Below are 17,477 nucleotides of genomic sequence, written 5' to 3'. Positions count from 1 at the left end.
CAGTTGTTTATAAGCCACACCCCCGGAACCGATCGGTTCCGGGGCGCCCCTTCTTCGCCTTCGTCGTACGAGCGTCAGATCCGGACCTGTACGGCGCCGGAGAGGCGGTCGTGGAGGCCGCGGCCGTCGCGGTCCCAGATGAGGGCCGGGATGGCGAGGCAGACCAGGACGCTGCGGAGGACGACGCGCAGGAAGCCCAGCCGGCCGCCGTTCACCGAGGCGACCCGGAGACCGAAGAGCCGCTTGCCAGGGGTGGAGCCGATGGTGCCGACCGTCAGCACGCTCAGGGCGAGCAGGATGACGAGGGCCCAGTTGCCGGTCGCCTGGCTGTAGCCGTCGGTGACCAGGCCGTATGCGATCAGCATGCACAGCGCCCAGTCGACGGCGAGGGCGCCGATCCTGCGGCCGGGGCGGGCGATCGAGCCGGGCCCCTCCTCGGGAAGCCCGAGCTGCTGCCCTCGGTAACCGAAATCGACGCCTGCGTCCTCGGCCGCCGCGCGGGGTCCCGAGAGCCACGATCCCATTGCTTGCCTGTTGTCCACGCGTCCACGGTACTGTGCCCGTTTTTGATCACTTCGGCCCGGGTGGCCGAGGAGCGCCGGGGAGCGGAACCGCACCCGGCCCGGTTAACTTGAGCGAAACAAATGGGTCATGCTTGAGAAATCCCGTCTGCCTATGGTCGGGTCCAGCGTGTGCCACCGCACTGGCCGCACGACCGAGCTGCAACCCCGCCCCTCCCCGGGCCGGGAGTAGGAGGAGTTGGATGTTCCAGAACGCCGACGAGGCCAAGAAGTTCATCAAGGACAACGACGTCAAGATGGTCGACGTCCGTTTCTGTGACCTTCCGGGAGTGATGCAGCACTTCACGATCCCGGCGACGGCGTTCGACCCGTCCGAGGAGCTCGCCTTCGACGGCTCGTCGATCCGCGGCTTCCAGGCCATCCACGAGTCCGACATGGCGCTGCGCGCCGACCTGTCGACGGCCCGCCTGGACCCGTTCCGCCGCGACAAGACGCTGAACATCAACTTCTTCATCCACGACCCGATCACGGGCGAGCAGTACAGCCGTGACCCGCGCAACATCGCGAAGAAGGCCGAGGCGTACCTCGCCTCCACCGGCATCGCCGACACCGCGTACTTCGGCCCCGAGGCCGAGTTCTACGTCTTCGACTCGGTGCGCTTCAACACCACCGCCAACGAGGGCTTCTACCACATCGACTCCGAGGCCGGCGCCTGGAACACCGGCGCGGTCGAGGACAACCGTGGTTACAAGGTCCGCTACAAGGGCGGCTACTTCCCGGCCCCGCCGGTCGACCACTTCGCCGACCTGCGCGCGGAGATCTCCCTGGAGCTGGAGAACGTCGGCCTCCAGGTCGAGCGCCAGCACCACGAGGTCGGCACCGCCGGCCAGGCCGAGATCAACTACAAGTTCAACACGCTGCTGGCCGCGGCCGACGACCTGATGCTCTTCAAGTACATCGTGAAGAACGTCGCCTGGCGCAACGGCAAGACCGCGACCTTCATGCCGAAGCCGATCTTCGGCGACAACGGCTCGGGCATGCACGTCCACCAGTCGCTCTGGGCGAACGGCGACCCGCTGTTCTACGACGAGCAGGGCTACGCGGGCCTGTCGGACACCGCCCGCTACTACATCGGCGGCATCCTGAAGCACGCCCCGTCGCTGCTGGCCTTCACCAACCCGACGGTGAACTCGTACCACCGCCTGGTGCCCGGCTTCGAGGCCCCGGTCAACATGGTCTACTCGCAGCGCAACCGCTCCGCGGCCATGCGTATCCCGATCACGGGCTCGAACCCGAAGGCCAAGCGCGTCGAGTTCCGCGCCCCGGACCCGTCCTCGAACCCGTACCTCGCCTTCTCGGCGCTGCTCCTCGCGGGCCTCGACGGCATCAAGAACAAGATCGAGCCGGCCGAGCCGATCGACAAGGACCTCTACGAGCTGGCTCCCGAGGAGCACGCGAACGTCCAGCAGGTCCCGACCTCCCTCCCTGCGGTCCTCGACGCCCTCGAGGCGGACAACGAGTACCTGCAGGCCGGCGGTGTCTTCACCTCCGACCTGATCGAGACCTGGATCGACTACAAGCGCACGAACGAGATCGCCCCGATCCAGCTGCGCCCGCACCCGCACGAGTTCGAGCTGTACTTCGACATCTAGATCGCGGACCGCTCCACAGCGGACTGATCGACGGCGAAGGCCGCCACCCCGGAGTCGGGGGTGGCGGCCTTCGCCCGTTGTCGGTCGGCAGCGCCCAGGGCGTCAGCCGTCCGCGCGCAGCAGGTCCGCCTGGGCGACCAGCCAGGACGGACCGACCACCTCGACGTTGCTCCCCAGCGCACCGGCCGCGCGGACCAGCGCGTCGGCAGCCGCCCTCGGGTGGGGTACGGCGCGGGCGCGGGCGGCCTCGGCGAGCGCCTGGGCCGCCTCCGCTTCCGCGGCTCCGGCGATCCGCAGCGAGACCGACGCCCGTTCGGCCGTCTCGGCCGCCTGGGCATATCGGCCGTCGCGCCAGTAGGCCCAGGCCAGGTTGCAGAGGCAGACGCCCTCCGAACGGGGGCTCTCCGTCAGCAGTGCCTCGTCGAGCGCTGCCTTCAGCATCGTCACCGCCTCACCGACCCGCTCCAGCGCCAGCAGGGCGATGCCCTGGGCGTTCAGGGCGTTGTTGATCCCCTCGGGGACGCCCGAGGCCCGGTACGCGCGCACGGCCAGGTCGGCGGCCGTGAGCGTCTCCTCCCAGCGGCCCAGCGTCAGCAGGGCGATCGTGCGGGCGTTCCCCGCCCGCGCCTCGGTGAGGAGGTCCCCGGACGCCCGCCCGAGCTCGGCCAGCCGGTCCGCGCCGGCGAGCGCCGTCTCTCCGTCGCCCAGGGAGCTGTGGGCGAGGCTCAGCGACAGGATCGCGTGCACCTCGCCTTCCATGTCGCCGTTCTCGTGCGCCAGCTCGCCGGCCCGGGCCAGCGGGCCCACCGCGGCGTCGAGTCGGCCCAGCTGGCGGTAGGCGTCGCCGAGACCGAACTGGGCGTTCTGCAGGGCGCGGAGATCGCCGAGGCGCTGCGCCAGGCCGGCCGCCTCGGTGAACAGCTCGAGTGCGTGCTCCATCGGCCCCGCGGTCAGCCGGGCGTGTCCGAAGGAGCCGAGGTGGGCGAGGCGGGCCCGATCGTCGGAGAGCCGTCCGTCGATGGCCAGGTGCATCGAGATCACCCCCAGCACCGAGCCCTGCCAGACCAGCCACTCCCCCATCTCGCCGAGGACCGTCGCGGCGGCGTCGAAGTCACCGGCGCGCACCAGGTGATCGAACTGCCGTCGTTGCGGCCGGACGTCGTCCGCGGTCCGCCAGGCCGCGCGGGGCGGGGCGGTGTTTGCGTACCAGTCGGCGATCCGCCGCTCGACGGCCGTGCGGCCCGTGGGGCCGTCCTCGGGCAGTTCGCCGTAGGCCAGGTCGGCGTCCATCGGGTGCAGGGCGAAGGTGCGGTGCCTCCGGTCCACCGACAGCAGGTGGATCCGTACCAGGTGGGCGAGGATGCGCGTCACGTCGAGCGTGGGATCGACACCGTCGACGATCGTCTGGATCACCGGCTGCGGCACGGGCGTGCGCAGCGCGGCGAGGACTCCGACGACCGTACGGCTCCCGGCGTCGAGCCGGCGGTGGCGGTCCTGGACGAGGCCCGCGACGACGTCACGGCGCTGGGCGTAGTCCGCGAGGACGTCCTGCAGGGTGGGCAGCGTCAGGTCGTCGTCGGCCATGGCGCCGACCAGGAGCTCCAGGGCGCGCGGGACGCCGTGCACGCGGACGGCGGCCTGGAGCAGCTCCTCGTCGGGCAGGTGCGCGATGCCGAGGCTGCCGTCGCGGTCCAGTTCGCGCAGGAGCGCGACGGACTCGGAGGGCCGCAGCCCCTCGGAGAGCTCGACCTGGGCGACGAAGCGGCGCAGCTCGGGCGCGAGGCGTACCGGGACCTGTATCGTCACCAGGAGGCGCGGGGTGGATCTGGCCCGGAAGAGGCAGTCGAGGAAGATCGCCACCTCCTCGTCCCGGATGGTGCCGTCCTCGTGGAGGAGGTCCTCGAGGTTGTCCATCAGGATGACGAAGAGCCGGTCGCCCATCGCTCCGAACAGCTCGTCGAGCTTGTCCTGGACGGGGATCTGGGCGGCCCAGACCTCGCGCAGGCGGGTGCGGTGCTCGCCGCCGAGCAGCTGGGCGCAGTCGAAGTAGAGGCGTTCCAGGGAGATGCCCGACGTACGCGTGCTGAGGTTGACGAGTCCCGACGGGAGCGGGGCCCGGGCGTGGCCGGGCCACTCGCCCTGGTCGAGGAGGTCCATGACCTTGGCGGCGAGCGCGCTCTTGCCCATGCCCCGGCGGCCTGTGACCGTCACCATGCGGAGGGCGGGATCGCCGAGGTGGAGGCCGATGAGGTCGAGTTCGCGGGTGCGGTTCTTGAACAGCTCGATGCCGTGGGCGACCGGGAGCCCGATCACCTTGGACCGGGCCGGAGCGTCGGCGTGGCTCGCGGCCGGCTCCCGGTGCGGTCCTGTGGAGCCCGGTCGTTCGGTGCCCGCTTCGGGCAGTTCCCGGGGGTCGTCGATGGCAAGGAGTGCGGAGGGCTCGGCCGGGGGCGGTGCGCCGGGCGGGAGCAGGGCATGGTCGATCCGGGCGGCGGTCAGCCGTCCCGACCCTTCCCAGCGGTGGTGCTCGGCGACCACGCCGACGATGCGGTCACCGGCCCAGACCGCCGCACCCGACATCCCCGACCACGGCGACACCTGGGGGTCGGGATCGGCGCCGGCCGGTGCGACGGTGATCTCCAGCGTGCCCGTCCTCAGGTTGGACAGGGCGGCGACGGTGCCGTCGGTCTGGTGGAGTTCCCGGAACCGTCCGCCGTCGGGGCGGCGGCGCTGCTTCCACAGTGGGAAGCCGGCGGCGTGCACGGCGACGACGGCGTGGTGGTCCGCGGTGATGCGCCCGAACCGGGCGGGCTCGACGGCCGGGGCGGCCGGCGGCGGTACGAAGGTCAGGACGGCCACGTCGCTGCCGGTGTCGCACCAGGCGACGACCGCCGGTGCCTCCCACTGTCCGGGCCGGTCCACGTCGAAGCGGACCCGTGTCCCGGCGGTGCCGGTCACCACGTGCGCGGCAGTGAGCACCGTCGTGTCGGTGACCCGGTAGCCCGAGCCTCGACGGCGGCCGGCCGAGGTGGTGACGATGACCTCGGCGATGCGGTGCGGGTCGAGTCCGCCAGCGGCGTGCCGGGTGGTTTCGGACATGCTGCGATCAGTCCTCGCCGTGGAGTTCGCCACCGGAGATGAACACCGGGCGGTCCTCGTCGGGGCGTACCGGCTGCAGTGTCAGGGTGAGCCGCTGGGTGGCGGTGGTCGCCTGCCGCGCGGAGGCTCCGGCGTCGAACACCCAGAACTTCACCCTCACACCAGGCTCCCGGCTCCGCTCCACGCCGACGGTCAGCTCCAGCTCTATCTGCTCCGCGTGGAAGCGCAGATCGGAGCCCTCGCCTTCCCTCATGGCGCGGCTCAGGTCCGTGCGCAGCTGCGCGATGATGTCCGCCAACTCGACCGCGTTGTCCACCGGTATCCCCCGTCGTCCCCGTCGCGCCCCGGGCGGCTGTCCCTCCCGAGCACGAACGGCCGTACGTCCACCCGGAGATCATAGGTGGCGGGGGCGGCTCCGGGTCGGCTCGACCGTCCCCAAGTGGATGGCGTGACAGCCCAGTTGCGCACGGGCCGCTGCCCCGGAGTCGGGGTGGCGGCCCGTGCGGACGGCGTGGTGGGTCGGAGTCAGCGGCCGTAGCGGATCAGGGCGCGGACCATGTGGCAGGTGGTGTCGGAGGGCGGGTGGATGCCGAGGAGTTCGGCCGTGGTGCGTATCTTCGCGTTGCCGGCCTTCGCGGGGTCGTGGACACCCGCGTCGAGCAGGACGATCGCCAGGCGCATGGCCTTCAGGCGGCGGTTGTGGGTGATGTACCACTCGCGGGGGCGGCCCGCGGGGAGCGGTTGCTTCTGGAGGGGCTTCCAGGGTTCGAGGGACGGCTTCCGGATCATGGCGACGGCCATGGGCGACCTCCTGACGAACGGTGGGTGCGGGCCCTCCCCGGGACCCTCACCTTCACCCACGATTTTAGTGGCCCCCACTGACAATCGCCCCTGGCCAGAAGGGGTTCAGGGGGTGGTGGCAGGGCCACAAGGGGGTACCGTTCCGCCCATGGAGATCTGGATCAATCCCGCCTGTTCCAAGTGCCGTAGCGCCCTCACCCTGCTCGACGCCGAGGGGGCCGAATACACCGTTCGCCGCTATCTGGAGGACGTACCGAGCGCGGACGAGATCAGGGCCGTCCTGAAGCGGCTCGGTCTCGAGCCCTGGGACATCACGCGGACCCAGGAGGCCGCCGCCAAGGAGCTGGGGCTGAAGGACTGGCCTCGGGACGAGGCGAACCGGGAGCGGTGGGTGGAGGCGCTCGCCGGGCATCCGAAGCTGATCCAGCGGCCGATCATCACCGCAGAGGACGGTACGGCCGTGGTCGCGCGGACGGACGAGGCCGTACGGGACGCGATGTCACGCTGACGCCTGCCGGGTCACGCCGATGCCAGGAAGCCGGCGATGCGGTCGTACGTCTCCGGTGGGGACGCCACCGGCAGGGTGTGGTGCGTGGCCCCGGGCAGCGTCGCAGTCTCCAGGTCGGGGACGGCCGCCCGCGCCCGGGCCGCGACCTCGTCGATGTCGTGGGCACGGCCGCGCTCCGCGAGGAGGAGCAGCGTCGGCGGCCTCAGGGTGCTCAGTTCCGCGGGCGTCGGGCGTGGGCCCGTGACCGGGCGCGCCGTGGGGAACTCCGCCGTCAGCGCGGCCAGCTGCCGCCACCGCGGGTCGAGTTCCGCACCGCCCGTCTCCCACCGCAGGAACGCGGCGTTCCGGGCCGGGGTGGGCCGCAGCAGCATCGGCAGCGCACGGAGCAGATAGCGCGGGCTGAAGCCGGTGAAGCAGTTCGTGGGGTCGAGGAGGACGAGCCGCTCGACCCGGGCCGGGGCCTTCAGGGCGTACCGCAGGGCGATCCAGGCTCCGTAGGAGTGCCCGACGAGGGCGGTGGAGTCGAGGCGGAGTCCGTCGAGCAGCGCGTGCAGCCAGGTCGTCAGGTCGTCTGCCGTACGGAGGGGGTGGCCGGCTTCCGGGACGCTGCGGCCGGGCTCTCCGATCAGGTCCACGGCGTGGACGCGGTGGGTCCGGCCCAGCGCGGCGGCCGCGGCGTACCAGCCGGTGGCGGTGGCGCCGCCGCCCGGCAGGAGGAGGACGGGCGGGGCGTCCTCGGGGCCGTGGCTGATCAGATGGGTCGTGCCGTGGGCCGTCACCACCCGGGAGGTGGTGGTGACGGCGGGCCAGTGGGCGAGGACCGCGTCGTAGGCGGCGAGGAAGGCACCGGAGACGGCTGCGGGCATGGCGGAAGACCTCTCGCTCGGCGATAATCTTGCTCAGCGAGATAATAGGAGGGAGAGCGGCGGAGTGACAGACTCACCGGAGCTGCGGATCTTTCATCTGCTGCGCGCGGTCACGGTCGAATACGGCCTGCGGCAGGGCGAGTTCGCCGCCCGTCACGGGATGCACGGCACGGACGTCCGCGCCCTGATCTGCCTGCTCGACGCCGAGCGCGCGGGGACGGACGCGTCCGCCGGATGGCTCGGCGCGCAGCTCGGCCTCAACTCGGCCGGGACGACGGCGGTCATCGACCGGCTCGAACGGCTCGGCCACATCGCCCGGGTCCGGGACGACCGCGACCGGCGCCGCGTGCTGCTGCGGGTCGAGGAGAGCGCCAAGGAGCTGGGCCGGGCGTCCTTCGACCCCCTGATCGACGAGACGGTCGCGCTCCTCGGCACCTTCGAGGAGGGCGAGGTGGACACCGTACGGCGGTTCCTGACGGGCGTACGGGAGATCATGGCCGCGGACGGGCCCGGCGGACCGCGTGAGTGAGGAGAGCGGCGTCGCCGAGGTCCTCGGGGTCGATCTCCATCTGGAGCTGACGGGGGCGGGCAGCCGGCGGGCCGTACTGATCGGGGCGCTGCGCGAGGCGGTACGGAGCGGGCGGCTGGCCGCGGGAACGCGGCTGCCGCCCTACCGATCGCTCGCCGCGGACCTGGGAGTCGCCCGCAACACCGTCGCCGACGCGTACGCGGAGCTGGTCGCCGAGGGCTGGCTGACCTCCCGTCAGGGCTCGGGGACCCGGGTCGCCGAGCGGATCGTGACCCCGGAGCCGGAGCGGGTGCGGCACGACGCCGTGCGCCCGCTCCCGTACGACCTCGTCCAGGGCAAGCCGGATCCGGCCGCCTTTCCCCGTACGGCCTGGCTGGCCTCGGCGCGGCGGGCGCTGACGGCCGCGCCGCACGACGCCTTCGGCATCGGTGATCCACGGGGCCGGGTGGAGCTGCGGCGGGAACTCGCCGCCTATCTCGCGCGGGTGCGCGGGGTGCGGACCGGGCCGGACCGGATCGTGGTCTGTTCGGGCGCGGCCCACGCGCTGCGGCTCCTCGCCCGGGTCCTCACCCGGGTCGTCGGCGGTGGCGGCCCCGGCCGCCCCTGGGCGGTGGAGGCGTACGGGCTCCCCTTCCACCGGGGGCTGCTCGCCGAGGCCGGGGTCCGTACCGTGCCGGTGGCCGTCGACGAGGACGGGGCGCGCGTCGGCGAGATCCCCCGCGGGCCCGGCGTCGTGCTCCTCACACCCGCGCATCAGTTCCCGACGGGCGGGCCGCTGCACCACGAGCGGCGCGCGGCCGCCGTCGACTGGGCGCGGGGGACCGGCGGGTTCGTCCTGGAGGACGACTACGACGGGGAGTTCCGCTACGACCGCCGGCCCGTCGGCGCGCTCCAGGGCCTCGACCCCGACCGTGTGGTCCACATCGGCTCCGTCAGCAAGAGCCTCTCCCCCACCCTCCGGATCGGCTGGATGGTGCTGCCGGGCGCGCTGGTGGACGCCGTGGTGGCGGCGAAGGGAGAGCGGGAGCCGTACTCCTCCGCCACCGAGCAGCTCACCCTCGCCGACTTCCTGGCCTCGGGCGCGTACGACCGGCATGTGCGGCGCATGCGCCGGCGCCATCGGGAGCGGCGCGACCGGCTGGTGACGGTCCTCGCCGAACGGGTCCCGGAGGTGCGGGTGACGGGGATCGCCGCCGGGCTGCACGCCGTGGTGGAGCTCCCGCCGGGGACGGAGCGCGCGGCGCTCCGGGCGGCGGAGCGGCACGGGGTCGCGGTGGAGGGGCTGAGCGGGTACCGGCATCCGGACGCGGTCGGCGGCGTACGGAACGACGGCCTCGTCGTCGGGTACGCGACGCCGCCCGAGCGGCTGTACGGCGCGGCCCTGGATGCGCTGTGCAACGCGCTTGATTCCGCGCTGCGTTGAGCGGAACGGGCGCGCTCCTCGTATCTGACGCCACAGGAACCGACAGGAGACGAACGGAGCCTCACGTGTCACGCAGGAGAACGCTCAGCCGGAAGAAGAAGATCGCGCTGGTGGCAGGTGCCCTCGTGCTCGCCGGGGGGACGGCGGTGGTACTGACCGGTACGAGTCAGGCGTCCGTCGCCTGCGACGGCCTGGCCACGGCGCTCGCGAACAACGAGCGGTTCATCGCGGACCAGCGCGCCAACCCGGACGCGCTGTCGCAGGCGCGGATCGCCAACCGGGAGGCGGTGATCGCGCAGATCCGGCGCCAGCAGGCGGCGTCGGGGTGCGGGGGCGAGGCGGAGGCGGGGGCCCCCGCAGCGCCGCCCTCCGCGCCGCCCGCGGCGCAACCTTCGCAGCCGGGCGCGCAGCCCGAGGTGCCCGCCCCGCCTGCCGGGGGCGGTGGCGGCTCCGGGGACGTCGTGTGCGCCGGTTCCACGGTCACGCTCTCCGGCGAGGGCGGTGCCCCGGCCGCGTCGAGCAACCAGTTCCCGCTCGGCACCCGCCTCAAGGTGACCAACCTCGACAACGCCAAGTCGACCACCGTCGAGGTCACGTCCACCTCCGGCAGCTGCGTGCTCCTCAACAACGCGGCCTTCGAGCAGGTCCGCGAGCCCGGGAAGTTCCTGATCCGCAAGGCCCGGATCGAGCGGGTGGGCTAGGGCCCAGGAGCCGGAGTCGGAGCCTGAGCCTGAGCCGGAGCCGTCAGGCGGTGGGTCCCACGGGGCCCGCCGCCTCCTCCGCCAGGGTCAGGATCTCCGTGAGCCGTGCCCCGAACCGGGCGTCGCACCCGTGGGGCACTCCGGTCCGTGCCGCCTCGACGAGCGCGTCGACCGCCCCGGCGAACGCCCCCGCCGCGCCGTCCCAGGCCGGCATCGCCGCGCGGCCCGCCGCGCCGTACAGCGTCAGCGCGGCCTCCGCCGCCTCCGGCGGGGCGGAGAGCGTCAGCGTCGCGGTGCTGCTCGCGCCCGAGGCGTGCCGCAGGACCAGGTGCCGGGTGTCCGCCGGGCCCCGTACGGCCGTCACCTCGGTCACATCGCCGAGCACCGGGAGGTATACGGAGAGCACGTGCGGGCCGACGTCCCACAGGCCGCCCTTCTCGCGCCGCCACGGCGAGTCCGCGTACGGGCTCGCCGAGCCGGGGCCGTACAGCGAGCCCAGCCAGTGCGCCTCGCCGAGGAACCAGCCGCCCGCCGCCGCCTGTTCGTCGATCCAGCTCGCCGTCGGCTCGGCGAACCGCAGCGTGCAGAAGACCACCGACGCGACACCGGCCTTCTCGGCCGCCTCGGCCACCTCGCGGGCCGCCGCGGGCGTCGTGGCCACGGGCTTGTCGAGCAGCAGATGACAACCGGCCGCCGCCGCGCGGACGGCGAGGGGGGCCTGCACGTCGGGGGGCAGGGCGAAGGCGACGGCGTCGCAGGCCCCGAAGAGCCGGTCCACGTCGTCGTACGCGGTCGTGCCGCACGCCGCGGCGAGTTCGGCCGCCGCGTCGGGCCGCCGCCCCCACACCCCGACGAACTCGACGCCGTCGTGCGCGGCGAGCGCGGGCGCGTGGGTACGGGCGGCCCAGGGGCCGGTGCCGAGGAGTCCGATACGGGACGTGTCACCCAGGAGCTTGGTCATGCCCCCAGTCTGCCGGTCACCGCCGCCACGGGCCCCTGCCCCCTGGTGGTGGGCACCGTCCCACCGGGGGGACGCCTGGCCAGAACCCGGGGGCGGGTTGAGGGTGGGGGCCGTCGTCGTGGGGCGAAGGGGCACCAGCGGGGTGGGCGGTGGGGCGTAAAGGGGTGGACCCCGCGCCCTCCCACGGTGTTACGTTGCGTCCGCCGGCCGCGGGACTCCGGTGCGACTTCCGGGACCTGCCTCTACAGCAACGTTTTCGCTGATCGCGCCCCCATTCCCCGGCCGGCACACCATGCCACCGCGAGGGGACCTCATGAAGGAGACGTTCTCCGACCTCATCGCCGCCGAAGACGTCCTGCTCTTCGTCAACGCGGCCGTCACCGCCACCGGACAGCGGGAGTTCCGCTCCTCCGCCGGCGAGCAGCGGCTCTCGCTCTCCTTCCTCCACGAGTACGTCCGGGTCAACTACCGCCCGGTATATGCCGCCGCGCTCGCGCTCGACATCAACGACCACAACGCGGCCCTGATCGTCGAGCACCTCCTGCGTACCCCCGAGGAGGCCGGGGAGCAGGAGGGGCGGCTGATCGCCGCGCGGCTCGCGCGGCTGCCCCCGCAGCGGGTCTACCGACTGTTCCGCGCCCTGCGCGCCGCGAAGGTCAACAACCGGCGTACGCGCGCGATCGTCCGCGACTGGCTCGCCGGTCGCGCCGACCTCGGGCACGACGCCGTCAAGTACCGCGCCGGCCTGAAGACCGCCGCCCGCCACGCCCATCTCCCCCTCCCCGACGCCGAATCGGGCGACCTCCTCTTCGCGCCGGGCCGCCGGGTCCGCTACGAGCACCCGTACCTGGACGCCCACCGCCGCGCGCACTACGAGCAGGGCGCGCTCTACGAGCTGCCGTTCACCGTCGCCGAGGGGTTCGCCGCGAAGCACGGCGTACCGCGGGCGGTCTTCCATGAGCGGATCGCGCCCCGGATGACGCGCCTGGAGCGGCTGCGGACGGAGCGGGCGAGCGATCTGACCGTCATGCCGCTGACCCGGCTCGCCCTCTACGTCCTCTCCCTCCCCTTCGGGGAGCGGGTGGCGCGCCGCGCCGAGCTGACGGGCGCGCTGCGGGCGGCCGCGGGCCGGGTGGCGGGGCCGTACGCAGGATCCTGGGGCCGGGTCGCGGCGGTCCTCGACGACAGCTACTCGGCCTCCGGTTCGGCTGTGAAGCGGCGTCGCCCGCTGGCGGTCTCCCTGGGCTGCCACTTCCTCCTCGAGGCGCTCGCCGCACCGGGGGCGTACACGGCGCACTGGACCTCGGGCACCACCGACCCGCTGCTCGTGCGGCCGTGGGGGCCGACTCCGCTGGGGACGAGGATCCTCGACGCCCTGGAGAGCCGCCCTGCCCTCGACCGGCTGGTGATCGTCTCGGACGGCTGGGACAACGCGCCGCCGGGGCTCGCCGGCGAGGTGCTCCGCGTCTGGCGGAGCCGGCTCGACCCGGAGCGGCGGACGAGCGCGGTCCATGTGAACCCCGTATACGACGCGACCGGTTTCGATGTGCGCCGGCTCGCGCCGAGCGTGCCGACGGCCGGGATCAGGGACGCGGAGGACCTGGCCGCGCTGGTGGAGATCGCCCAGTTCGCCGAGGGGCGGACCGGGCTCGCCGAGCTCCGGGCGTATCTGGACCGGCGGGTGGAACTGTTCCTGAAGGGGGCGCCCCGATGACCCGGATCGATCTGACCGGTCTGGAGGTCCGGCCCGCCCAGGTGTGGGGCGGGGTCCGGCTCGTACCGCTCGTGCGGCCCGAGCCGGTGGAGGGGCTGCGGCTCCACCGTGAGGTGTACGGGGCCGGCGGCTCGATCGACCTGGGGGACCGTACGACCTACACCTCGTACATCCCGCACGGCTTCGTCGCGGACTGGTCCGGGGACGAGCGCGAGGCGGCGGCGTACGGCACGCGGCTCGGGGACGACGCGCCGCGCGCCGTCCCCGTACGCCGCCACCACCGTCTCGCCAAGCGCCGGCAGTTCGAGAAGCGGCTGCGCTTCCTTCCTCTCCATCTCGCTCTGGAGGGGTATCTGGCGCTCCACTTCGGCGGGCCGTCCGTCGTCTGGGACGAGTGGTCCCAGCAGGCGGTACGCCAGGGCCTGTCGCCGCGCGCCGAGGCGGCGTACGCGGGGTGGGGGGTGCCGGGGCTTGCGGAGGCGCTGCGGATCTTCGAGATCCACCCGGGGCAGTGCGGACTCATGCTGTACGTCGCCGACTCGCTGGCCGCCGCTTTCGTCGTCCCGCACCCGGAGGACTACCGCGTCCTGCACCCCACGTTGGTCGAGGACCTGTACGGGGAGCTGGTGCACCAGTACGCGTTCTACGGCGCCCCGGTACCGGAGTTCGCGGCGCGCATCCGCGACGGGGGCGGCGCCGTCTGCACCCTGGCGGACCTGCGGGCCGCGGCTCGGGGGCAGGAGCGGTCCTGGGCGGAGGCGCACGACGGCCTGATGGCACGGGACCTGCTGGGGACCTCGTACGCCTTCGAGCGGGTTTATCGGATGGGTTCCTATGATCTGTACCGATTCCTCCCGCCGTTCCAGCGGGCGGGTCAGGAACAGCACATCGGCGAGCTGATCGCCGACCACAAGGGACGGACGCTGTATCTGAAGACCTTCCGGCTCTCCGAGAACCAGATCAGGCGCGGCCATCTGCTGCGCCGGCTCGCGGACTGCGACTGGCACCTGGGGCGCACGGCGGAGGCGCTCGGAACGACGTATGCCGAGCTCGTACGGCGTGTCGGGGCCGCCGGGCTCGGCTCGCTGCTGAACGCCCACGTCGTCGCACAGCGGCTGCGCGAAACACAGGAAGGCTGAGTAACACGGGGTTCACAAACGAGCAACGGGCGGGAAATCCCGTGTTGCGAAGCTGCGCGCAGACACACACCGCAGCTCTCGCAGCGTCGCGAGCCGCAGCGACCCCGCAGCAGCACGCCAAAGGATGAGGCCCGTGACCTTCAAGGCTGAGTACATCTGGATCGACGGCACCGAGCCGACCGCGAAGCTTCGCTCGAAGACGAAGATTCTGCCGGGCACGGGTGCCACCCTGGAGGAGCTGCCGATCTGGGGCTTCGACGGATCCAGCACGAACCAGGCCAAGGGCCACGCCTCGGACCGTGTCCTCAAGCCGGTCTTCGTCTGCCCGGACCCGATCCGCGGTGGCGACGACCTGCTGGTGATGTGCGAGGTCCTCAACACGGACATGACGCCGCACGAGTCCAACACCCGTGCCGCGCTGGCCGAGGTCTACGCGAAGTACGCCGGCCAGGAGCCGATCTTCGGCATCGAGCAGGAGTACACCTTCTTCGACGGCGAGCGCCCGCTCGGCTTCCCGGTCGGCGGCTTCCCGGCCCCGCAGGGCGGCTACTACTGCGGTGTCGGCGCCGACGAGATCTTCGGCCGTGACGTCGTCGAGGCGCACCTCGAGAACTGCCTGAAGGCGGGCCTGGGCATCTCCGGCATCAACGCCGAGGTCATGCCGGGCCAGTGGGAGTTCCAGGTCGGCCCGCTGGCGCCGCTGGAGGTCGCGGACCAGCTGTGGGTGGCCCGCTGGCTGCTCTACCGCACGGCCGAGGACTTCAACGTCTCGGCGACGCTGGACCCGAAGCCGGTGAAGGGCGACTGGAACGGCGCGGGCGCGCACACCAACTTCTCCACGAAGGCGATGCGCGAGGGCTACGACGCGATCATCACCGCGTGCGAGTCCCTGGGCCAGGGCTCCAAGCCGCTCGACCACGTCAAGAACTACGGCGCGGGCATCGACGACCGTCTGACGGGTCTGCACGAGACCGCCCCGTGGGACGAGTACTCCTACGGCGTCTCGGACCGCGGCGCCTCGGTCCGCATCCCGTGGCAGGTCGAGCAGGACCAGAAGGGCTACATCGAGGACCGCCGCCCGAACGCGAACGTGGACCCGTACGTGGTGACGCGCCTCCTGGTCGACACCTGCTGCGAGGCCCTGGAGAAGGCCGGCCAGGTCTGATCCGCACCCGCTCTTCCCGAAGGGGCGCCCACCGACGGACGGTGGGCGCCCCTTCGGCGTTGCCGGTCCGACAATGGCGCAAGCGGCTGGTGGGCTGAGGGCGGGAACCGGAACGCGGGTTCAGGCTGGTAAGGGGGTCGTCGGGGGCATTCCCGAGTAGTAGACTAGGGATATGGCCATCAACCAGAACGACACCGCGACAGGTCGCCTCGACCTCGAGCCGTTCTGGCCTTCCCGGCAGCACCACGACTTCGACCGGTGCTGTCGGCGCGTGAGGAACGCGTCGGCCCTCTAACGCCCGGACCGGTATGTGACCGGTCCCACGGCCTTCGGCCGACGCGCGATCGACGTAGTACGTCTCCGACTCGCGCGAAAGAGCTGACCTCTCATGGCCCACATCCAGACCGGTACCGCGTCCCTGACCGCTGACCGTCCCCACCGGCCCCGACTCCGAGCCGTCGATCCCGACGAGGTCGTCGACCTCTCCCAGGTGGCCGAGTTCCTGCCGCCCGGTGCCACCCTGTTGCCCGCGCCGCCGCACGCGTTGCCCGTGCTGCCCGGGCGGCCGCCCATGGTCGGTTACCTCGTGCTCGTACCGGCCGACCCGCAGGCCGCCCCCGCCCCTCCGGCGGCGGAGGAGCGGGGGCCGGTGAGCATCGACAGCGCCCAGCGGATCGCCGTCGTGGACGGGCAGCCGATGGACCTCACGTATCTCGAGTTCGAGCTGCTCGCCCACCTCGTCGCCCATCCCCACCGGGTCCACACCCGCGACCAGTTGGTCACGACGGTCTGGGGGTACGGGCATGTGGGCGACGGGCGGACCGTCGACGTCCATGTGGCGCGGCTGCGCCGCAAGCTGGGCGCCGAGCACCGCCGCACGATCCAGACCGTGCGGCGGGTCGGCTACAAGTACATTCCCTGATCAGGCCGTACGGGACCTCGCCTTCACCCTGGCCACCAGGCCGAGGGCGAGGTCGACCACCAGGAACGCCACCAGGCTGAGGCCCAGCATCGGGACGAACCAGCCCACGACGGCCGTCGCCGCGAGCACCGGCAGCAGCATCGTCGGCGGGATCTTCCGCCACGCCCCGCGGGCGACCGGCCGGCCGGGGCGGCGCAGCCACCACATCCGGTAGCCCCAGAGGATCAGCAGGATGAGGGAGAGCGCGAGCGCGGCGAGCGCCAACTGGTTGAACAGACCCAGGAAGACACCCGTGTGGGCGTCGATGCCGAAGCGGGTCAGCTGGGCGAGCACCGGGTAGTCGGCGAACCGGAGCTCGTCCATGACCGCGCCGTCGGCCGGGTTCACCGCCACCGAGTCCAGGTGCACCGGGAACTGGGTGTCGGTCTCCTTGACGACATAGCCCTTGCCCTCGGAGGGCAGTACGACGGACATCCTGCCCTCGATGCCTTTGGCGCGGGCCGCCTCGACGACCCGGTCGATGCCGACGTCCGGGCCCTTCGCCGCCGGGGCCTCGTGGCCGGCGCCGTGGCCCTCGTGCTCCGAGGCACCGCCGCCCGCCGCGCCTTCGAGCTTCGCGGAGACGGTCGGGGTGGCTCCGCCGAGCTGGTCCTGGACCGCGCCGATGTTCTCGCCCGCGTACCGCGACCAGGTCAGACCGGTGGCGGAGAGCAGGACCAGACCGGTCACGGCCCACAGGCCGACCGCGCCGTGCCAGGACAGCGTGCGGCGACGGGACTTCGGGCCGCGCTCCGGTACGAAGAGGGCGCGACGGTTCTTCCTGCGGCGACCGAGCCACAGCAGCAGGCCGCCGAGGGCTATCACCCACAGCCAGCTGGCGGCCAGCTCGCTGTAGTTGCGGCCGAGCTCACCGAGGTGCAGATCGGCGTGGAGTTCGTCGAGCCAGGTGCGCAGCGGAAGCGCGCCCGAGCTGCCGAAGCTGGGGAGCTGTCCACGGACCTCTGCGGTGTACGGGTCGACGAAGACGGCGAGGGACTTGCCCTCCTCGACATCGGGGTCGGCCATGAGGACGCGGGTGGTGGCGCCGTCCTCGGAGGAGGGCCAGACGGCGGTGACGGTGCCGTTGGGGTTGACCTTGGTCGCGGCGTGGACCTGCTGCGAGAGCGGCAGGACCTTGTCGCCGACGGGGACCTCGAGCTCGTGCGCGTAGATGACCTTCTCGGCCTGGAAGGAGAGCGCGTAGAGCAGGCCGCTGGCGGCGGCGACGAGCAGGAAGGGGGCGATGAGGACGCCGGCGTAGAAGTGCAGGCGCAGGACGAGGGGGCGCAGGGCGCTCCAGGTCCCGCTCGCGGTCCCGGTCCCGGTCGGCGTCCCGGCCTCGGCCTCGGCGTCGGGGGATCTGTCGGGGGTGGTGGGTGCTGCCTCGGTGTCCGGGCGCGCGGGATCGTCAATGGTCATGACTGTCCTAGGAGTCGG

16 protein-coding genes are annotated in these 17,477 nt (G+C 72.6%); 9 read left to right on the top strand and 7 right to left on the bottom strand.

The window, feature by feature from the left end:
- Nucleotides 1–74: 74 nt before the first annotated feature.
- Complete coding sequence (locus tag ACFV9D_RS36695; protein WP_385156621.1) at nucleotides 75–542, bottom strand: RDD family protein; 468 nt, start codon at nucleotides 540–542, stop codon at nucleotides 75–77.
- A gap of 221 nt (nucleotides 543–763) precedes the next feature.
- On the opposite strand from ACFV9D_RS36695, the gene glnA reads away from it, so the two are divergent.
- A complete protein-coding gene (gene glnA / locus ACFV9D_RS36690) occupies nucleotides 764–2,173 on the top strand; it encodes a type I glutamate--ammonia ligase (RefSeq protein WP_385156618.1) in 1,410 nt (469 codons plus the stop codon).
- 102 nt (nucleotides 2,174–2,275) lie between these two features.
- Here the strand turns inward: glnA and ACFV9D_RS36685 are convergent, their stop codons facing one another.
- The 3 genes from ACFV9D_RS36685 to ACFV9D_RS36675 all read right to left on the bottom strand — a co-directional run bounded on the left by ACFV9D_RS36685 (nucleotide 2,276) and on the right by ACFV9D_RS36675 (nucleotide 6,073).
- Complete coding sequence (locus ACFV9D_RS36685) at nucleotides 2,276–5,272, bottom strand: trypsin-like peptidase domain-containing protein (protein WP_385156616.1); 2,997 nt, start codon at nucleotides 5,270–5,272, stop codon at nucleotides 2,276–2,278.
- A 7-nt stretch (nucleotides 5,273–5,279) separates the two neighbouring features.
- On the bottom strand, nucleotides 5,280–5,588 hold the full coding sequence (locus ACFV9D_RS36680; RefSeq protein ID WP_385156613.1) for a trypco2 family protein: 309 nt from the start codon (nucleotides 5,586–5,588) through the stop codon (nucleotides 5,280–5,282).
- Between the two features lie 209 nt (nucleotides 5,589–5,797).
- Nucleotides 5,798–6,073 carry a hypothetical protein gene (locus ACFV9D_RS36675; protein WP_385156610.1) on the bottom strand — a complete coding sequence of 92 codons (276 nt, stop codon included), beginning with the start codon at nucleotides 6,071–6,073 and terminating at the stop codon, nucleotides 5,798–5,800.
- Nucleotides 6,074–6,221: 148 nt separating this feature from the next.
- Between ACFV9D_RS36675 and ACFV9D_RS36670 the strand changes: the two genes are divergently transcribed.
- Entirely contained in the window at nucleotides 6,222–6,581 is a 360-nt protein-coding gene (locus ACFV9D_RS36670) for an arsenate reductase family protein (protein WP_385156607.1), read from the top strand.
- An 11-nt stretch (nucleotides 6,582–6,592) separates the two neighbouring features.
- Here the strand turns inward: ACFV9D_RS36670 and ACFV9D_RS36665 are convergent, their stop codons facing one another.
- The gene (locus ACFV9D_RS36665; protein WP_385156604.1) at nucleotides 6,593–7,447 is read right to left on the bottom strand and encodes an alpha/beta fold hydrolase; all 855 of its coding nucleotides are present in this window, start codon (nucleotides 7,445–7,447) and stop codon (nucleotides 6,593–6,595) included.
- A 64-nt stretch (nucleotides 7,448–7,511) separates the two neighbouring features.
- On the opposite strand from ACFV9D_RS36665, the gene ACFV9D_RS36660 reads away from it, so the two are divergent.
- The 3 genes from ACFV9D_RS36660 (at nucleotide 7,512) to ACFV9D_RS36650 (ending at nucleotide 10,100) form a co-directional block, all read left to right on the top strand.
- Complete coding sequence (locus ACFV9D_RS36660) at nucleotides 7,512–7,976, top strand: MarR family transcriptional regulator (protein WP_385156601.1); 465 nt, start codon at nucleotides 7,512–7,514, stop codon at nucleotides 7,974–7,976.
- The gene (locus ACFV9D_RS36655) at nucleotides 7,969–9,399 is read left to right on the top strand and encodes a PLP-dependent aminotransferase family protein (RefSeq protein WP_385156598.1); all 1,431 of its coding nucleotides are present in this window, start codon (nucleotides 7,969–7,971) and stop codon (nucleotides 9,397–9,399) included. The genes ACFV9D_RS36660 and ACFV9D_RS36655 overlap by 8 nt, the downstream gene beginning before the upstream one ends.
- 65 nt (nucleotides 9,400–9,464) lie before the next feature.
- Complete coding sequence (locus ACFV9D_RS36650; protein WP_385156595.1) at nucleotides 9,465–10,100, top strand: hypothetical protein; 636 nt, start codon at nucleotides 9,465–9,467, stop codon at nucleotides 10,098–10,100.
- Nucleotides 10,101–10,143: 43 nt separating this feature from the next.
- On the opposite strand, the gene ACFV9D_RS36645 is transcribed toward ACFV9D_RS36650, so the two are convergent.
- Complete coding sequence (locus tag ACFV9D_RS36645; protein ID WP_385156592.1) at nucleotides 10,144–11,061, bottom strand: Gfo/Idh/MocA family protein; 918 nt, start codon at nucleotides 11,059–11,061, stop codon at nucleotides 10,144–10,146.
- A gap of 313 nt (nucleotides 11,062–11,374) precedes the next feature.
- On the opposite strand from ACFV9D_RS36645, the gene ACFV9D_RS36640 reads away from it, so the two are divergent.
- From ACFV9D_RS36640 to ACFV9D_RS36625, 4 genes are all read left to right on the top strand, one after another.
- Nucleotides 11,375–12,775, top strand: coding sequence for a hypothetical protein (locus ACFV9D_RS36640; protein ID WP_385156588.1), 1,401 nt, complete (start codon nucleotides 11,375–11,377; stop codon nucleotides 12,773–12,775).
- Nucleotides 12,772–13,914: a hypothetical protein gene (locus ACFV9D_RS36635; protein ID WP_385156586.1), complete on the top strand. Its 1,143-nt coding sequence runs from the start codon at nucleotides 12,772–12,774 to the stop codon at nucleotides 13,912–13,914. Before ACFV9D_RS36640 ends, ACFV9D_RS36635 begins: the two co-directional genes overlap by 4 nt.
- Before the next feature lie 133 nt (nucleotides 13,915–14,047).
- A complete protein-coding gene (gene glnII / locus ACFV9D_RS36630) occupies nucleotides 14,048–15,079 on the top strand; it encodes a glutamine synthetase (protein ID WP_385156583.1) in 1,032 nt (343 codons plus the stop codon).
- Nucleotides 15,080–15,467: 388 nt separating this feature from the next.
- Nucleotides 15,468–16,001, top strand: coding sequence for a winged helix-turn-helix domain-containing protein (locus ACFV9D_RS36625; protein ID WP_385156580.1), 534 nt, complete (start codon nucleotides 15,468–15,470; stop codon nucleotides 15,999–16,001).
- On the opposite strand, the gene ACFV9D_RS36620 is transcribed toward ACFV9D_RS36625, so the two are convergent.
- Nucleotides 16,002–17,459, bottom strand: a complete 1,458-nt coding sequence (locus ACFV9D_RS36620) for a PepSY-associated TM helix domain-containing protein (protein ID WP_385156577.1) — start codon at nucleotides 17,457–17,459, stop codon at nucleotides 16,002–16,004.
- Between the last annotated feature and the right edge of the window lie 18 nt (nucleotides 17,460–17,477).

This window comes from Streptomyces sp. NPDC059875, from assembly GCF_042731085.1.
GTDB lineage: Bacteria > Actinomycetota > Actinomycetes > Streptomycetales > Streptomycetaceae > Streptomyces.
Note: the sequence above shows the minus strand (reverse complement) of the source record. Positions and strands in the feature narration are given on the sequence as shown.

Coding starts and splice junctions, on each gene's coding strand:
- ACFV9D_RS36645 (WP_385156592.1), bottom strand. CDS start 11,061: ATGACCAAGCTCCTGGGTGACACGTCCCGTATCGGACTCCTCGGCACC.
- ACFV9D_RS36625 (WP_385156580.1), top strand. CDS start 15,468: ATGGCCCACATCCAGACCGGTACCGCGTCCCTGACCGCTGACCGTCCC.
- ACFV9D_RS36665 (WP_385156604.1), bottom strand. CDS start 7,447: ATGCCCGCAGCCGTCTCCGGTGCCTTCCTCGCCGCCTACGACGCGGTC.
- ACFV9D_RS36685 (WP_385156616.1), bottom strand. CDS start 5,272: ATGTCCGAAACCACCCGGCACGCCGCTGGCGGACTCGACCCGCACCGC.
- ACFV9D_RS36620 (WP_385156577.1), bottom strand. CDS start 17,459: ATGACCATTGACGATCCCGCGCGCCCGGACACCGAGGCAGCACCCACC.
- glnA (WP_385156618.1), top strand. CDS start 764: ATGTTCCAGAACGCCGACGAGGCCAAGAAGTTCATCAAGGACAACGAC.
- ACFV9D_RS36670 (WP_385156607.1), top strand. CDS start 6,222: ATGGAGATCTGGATCAATCCCGCCTGTTCCAAGTGCCGTAGCGCCCTC.
- ACFV9D_RS36635 (WP_385156586.1), top strand. CDS start 12,772: ATGACCCGGATCGATCTGACCGGTCTGGAGGTCCGGCCCGCCCAGGTG.
- ACFV9D_RS36675 (WP_385156610.1), bottom strand. CDS start 6,073: ATGGCCGTCGCCATGATCCGGAAGCCGTCCCTCGAACCCTGGAAGCCC.
- ACFV9D_RS36640 (WP_385156588.1), top strand. CDS start 11,375: ATGAAGGAGACGTTCTCCGACCTCATCGCCGCCGAAGACGTCCTGCTC.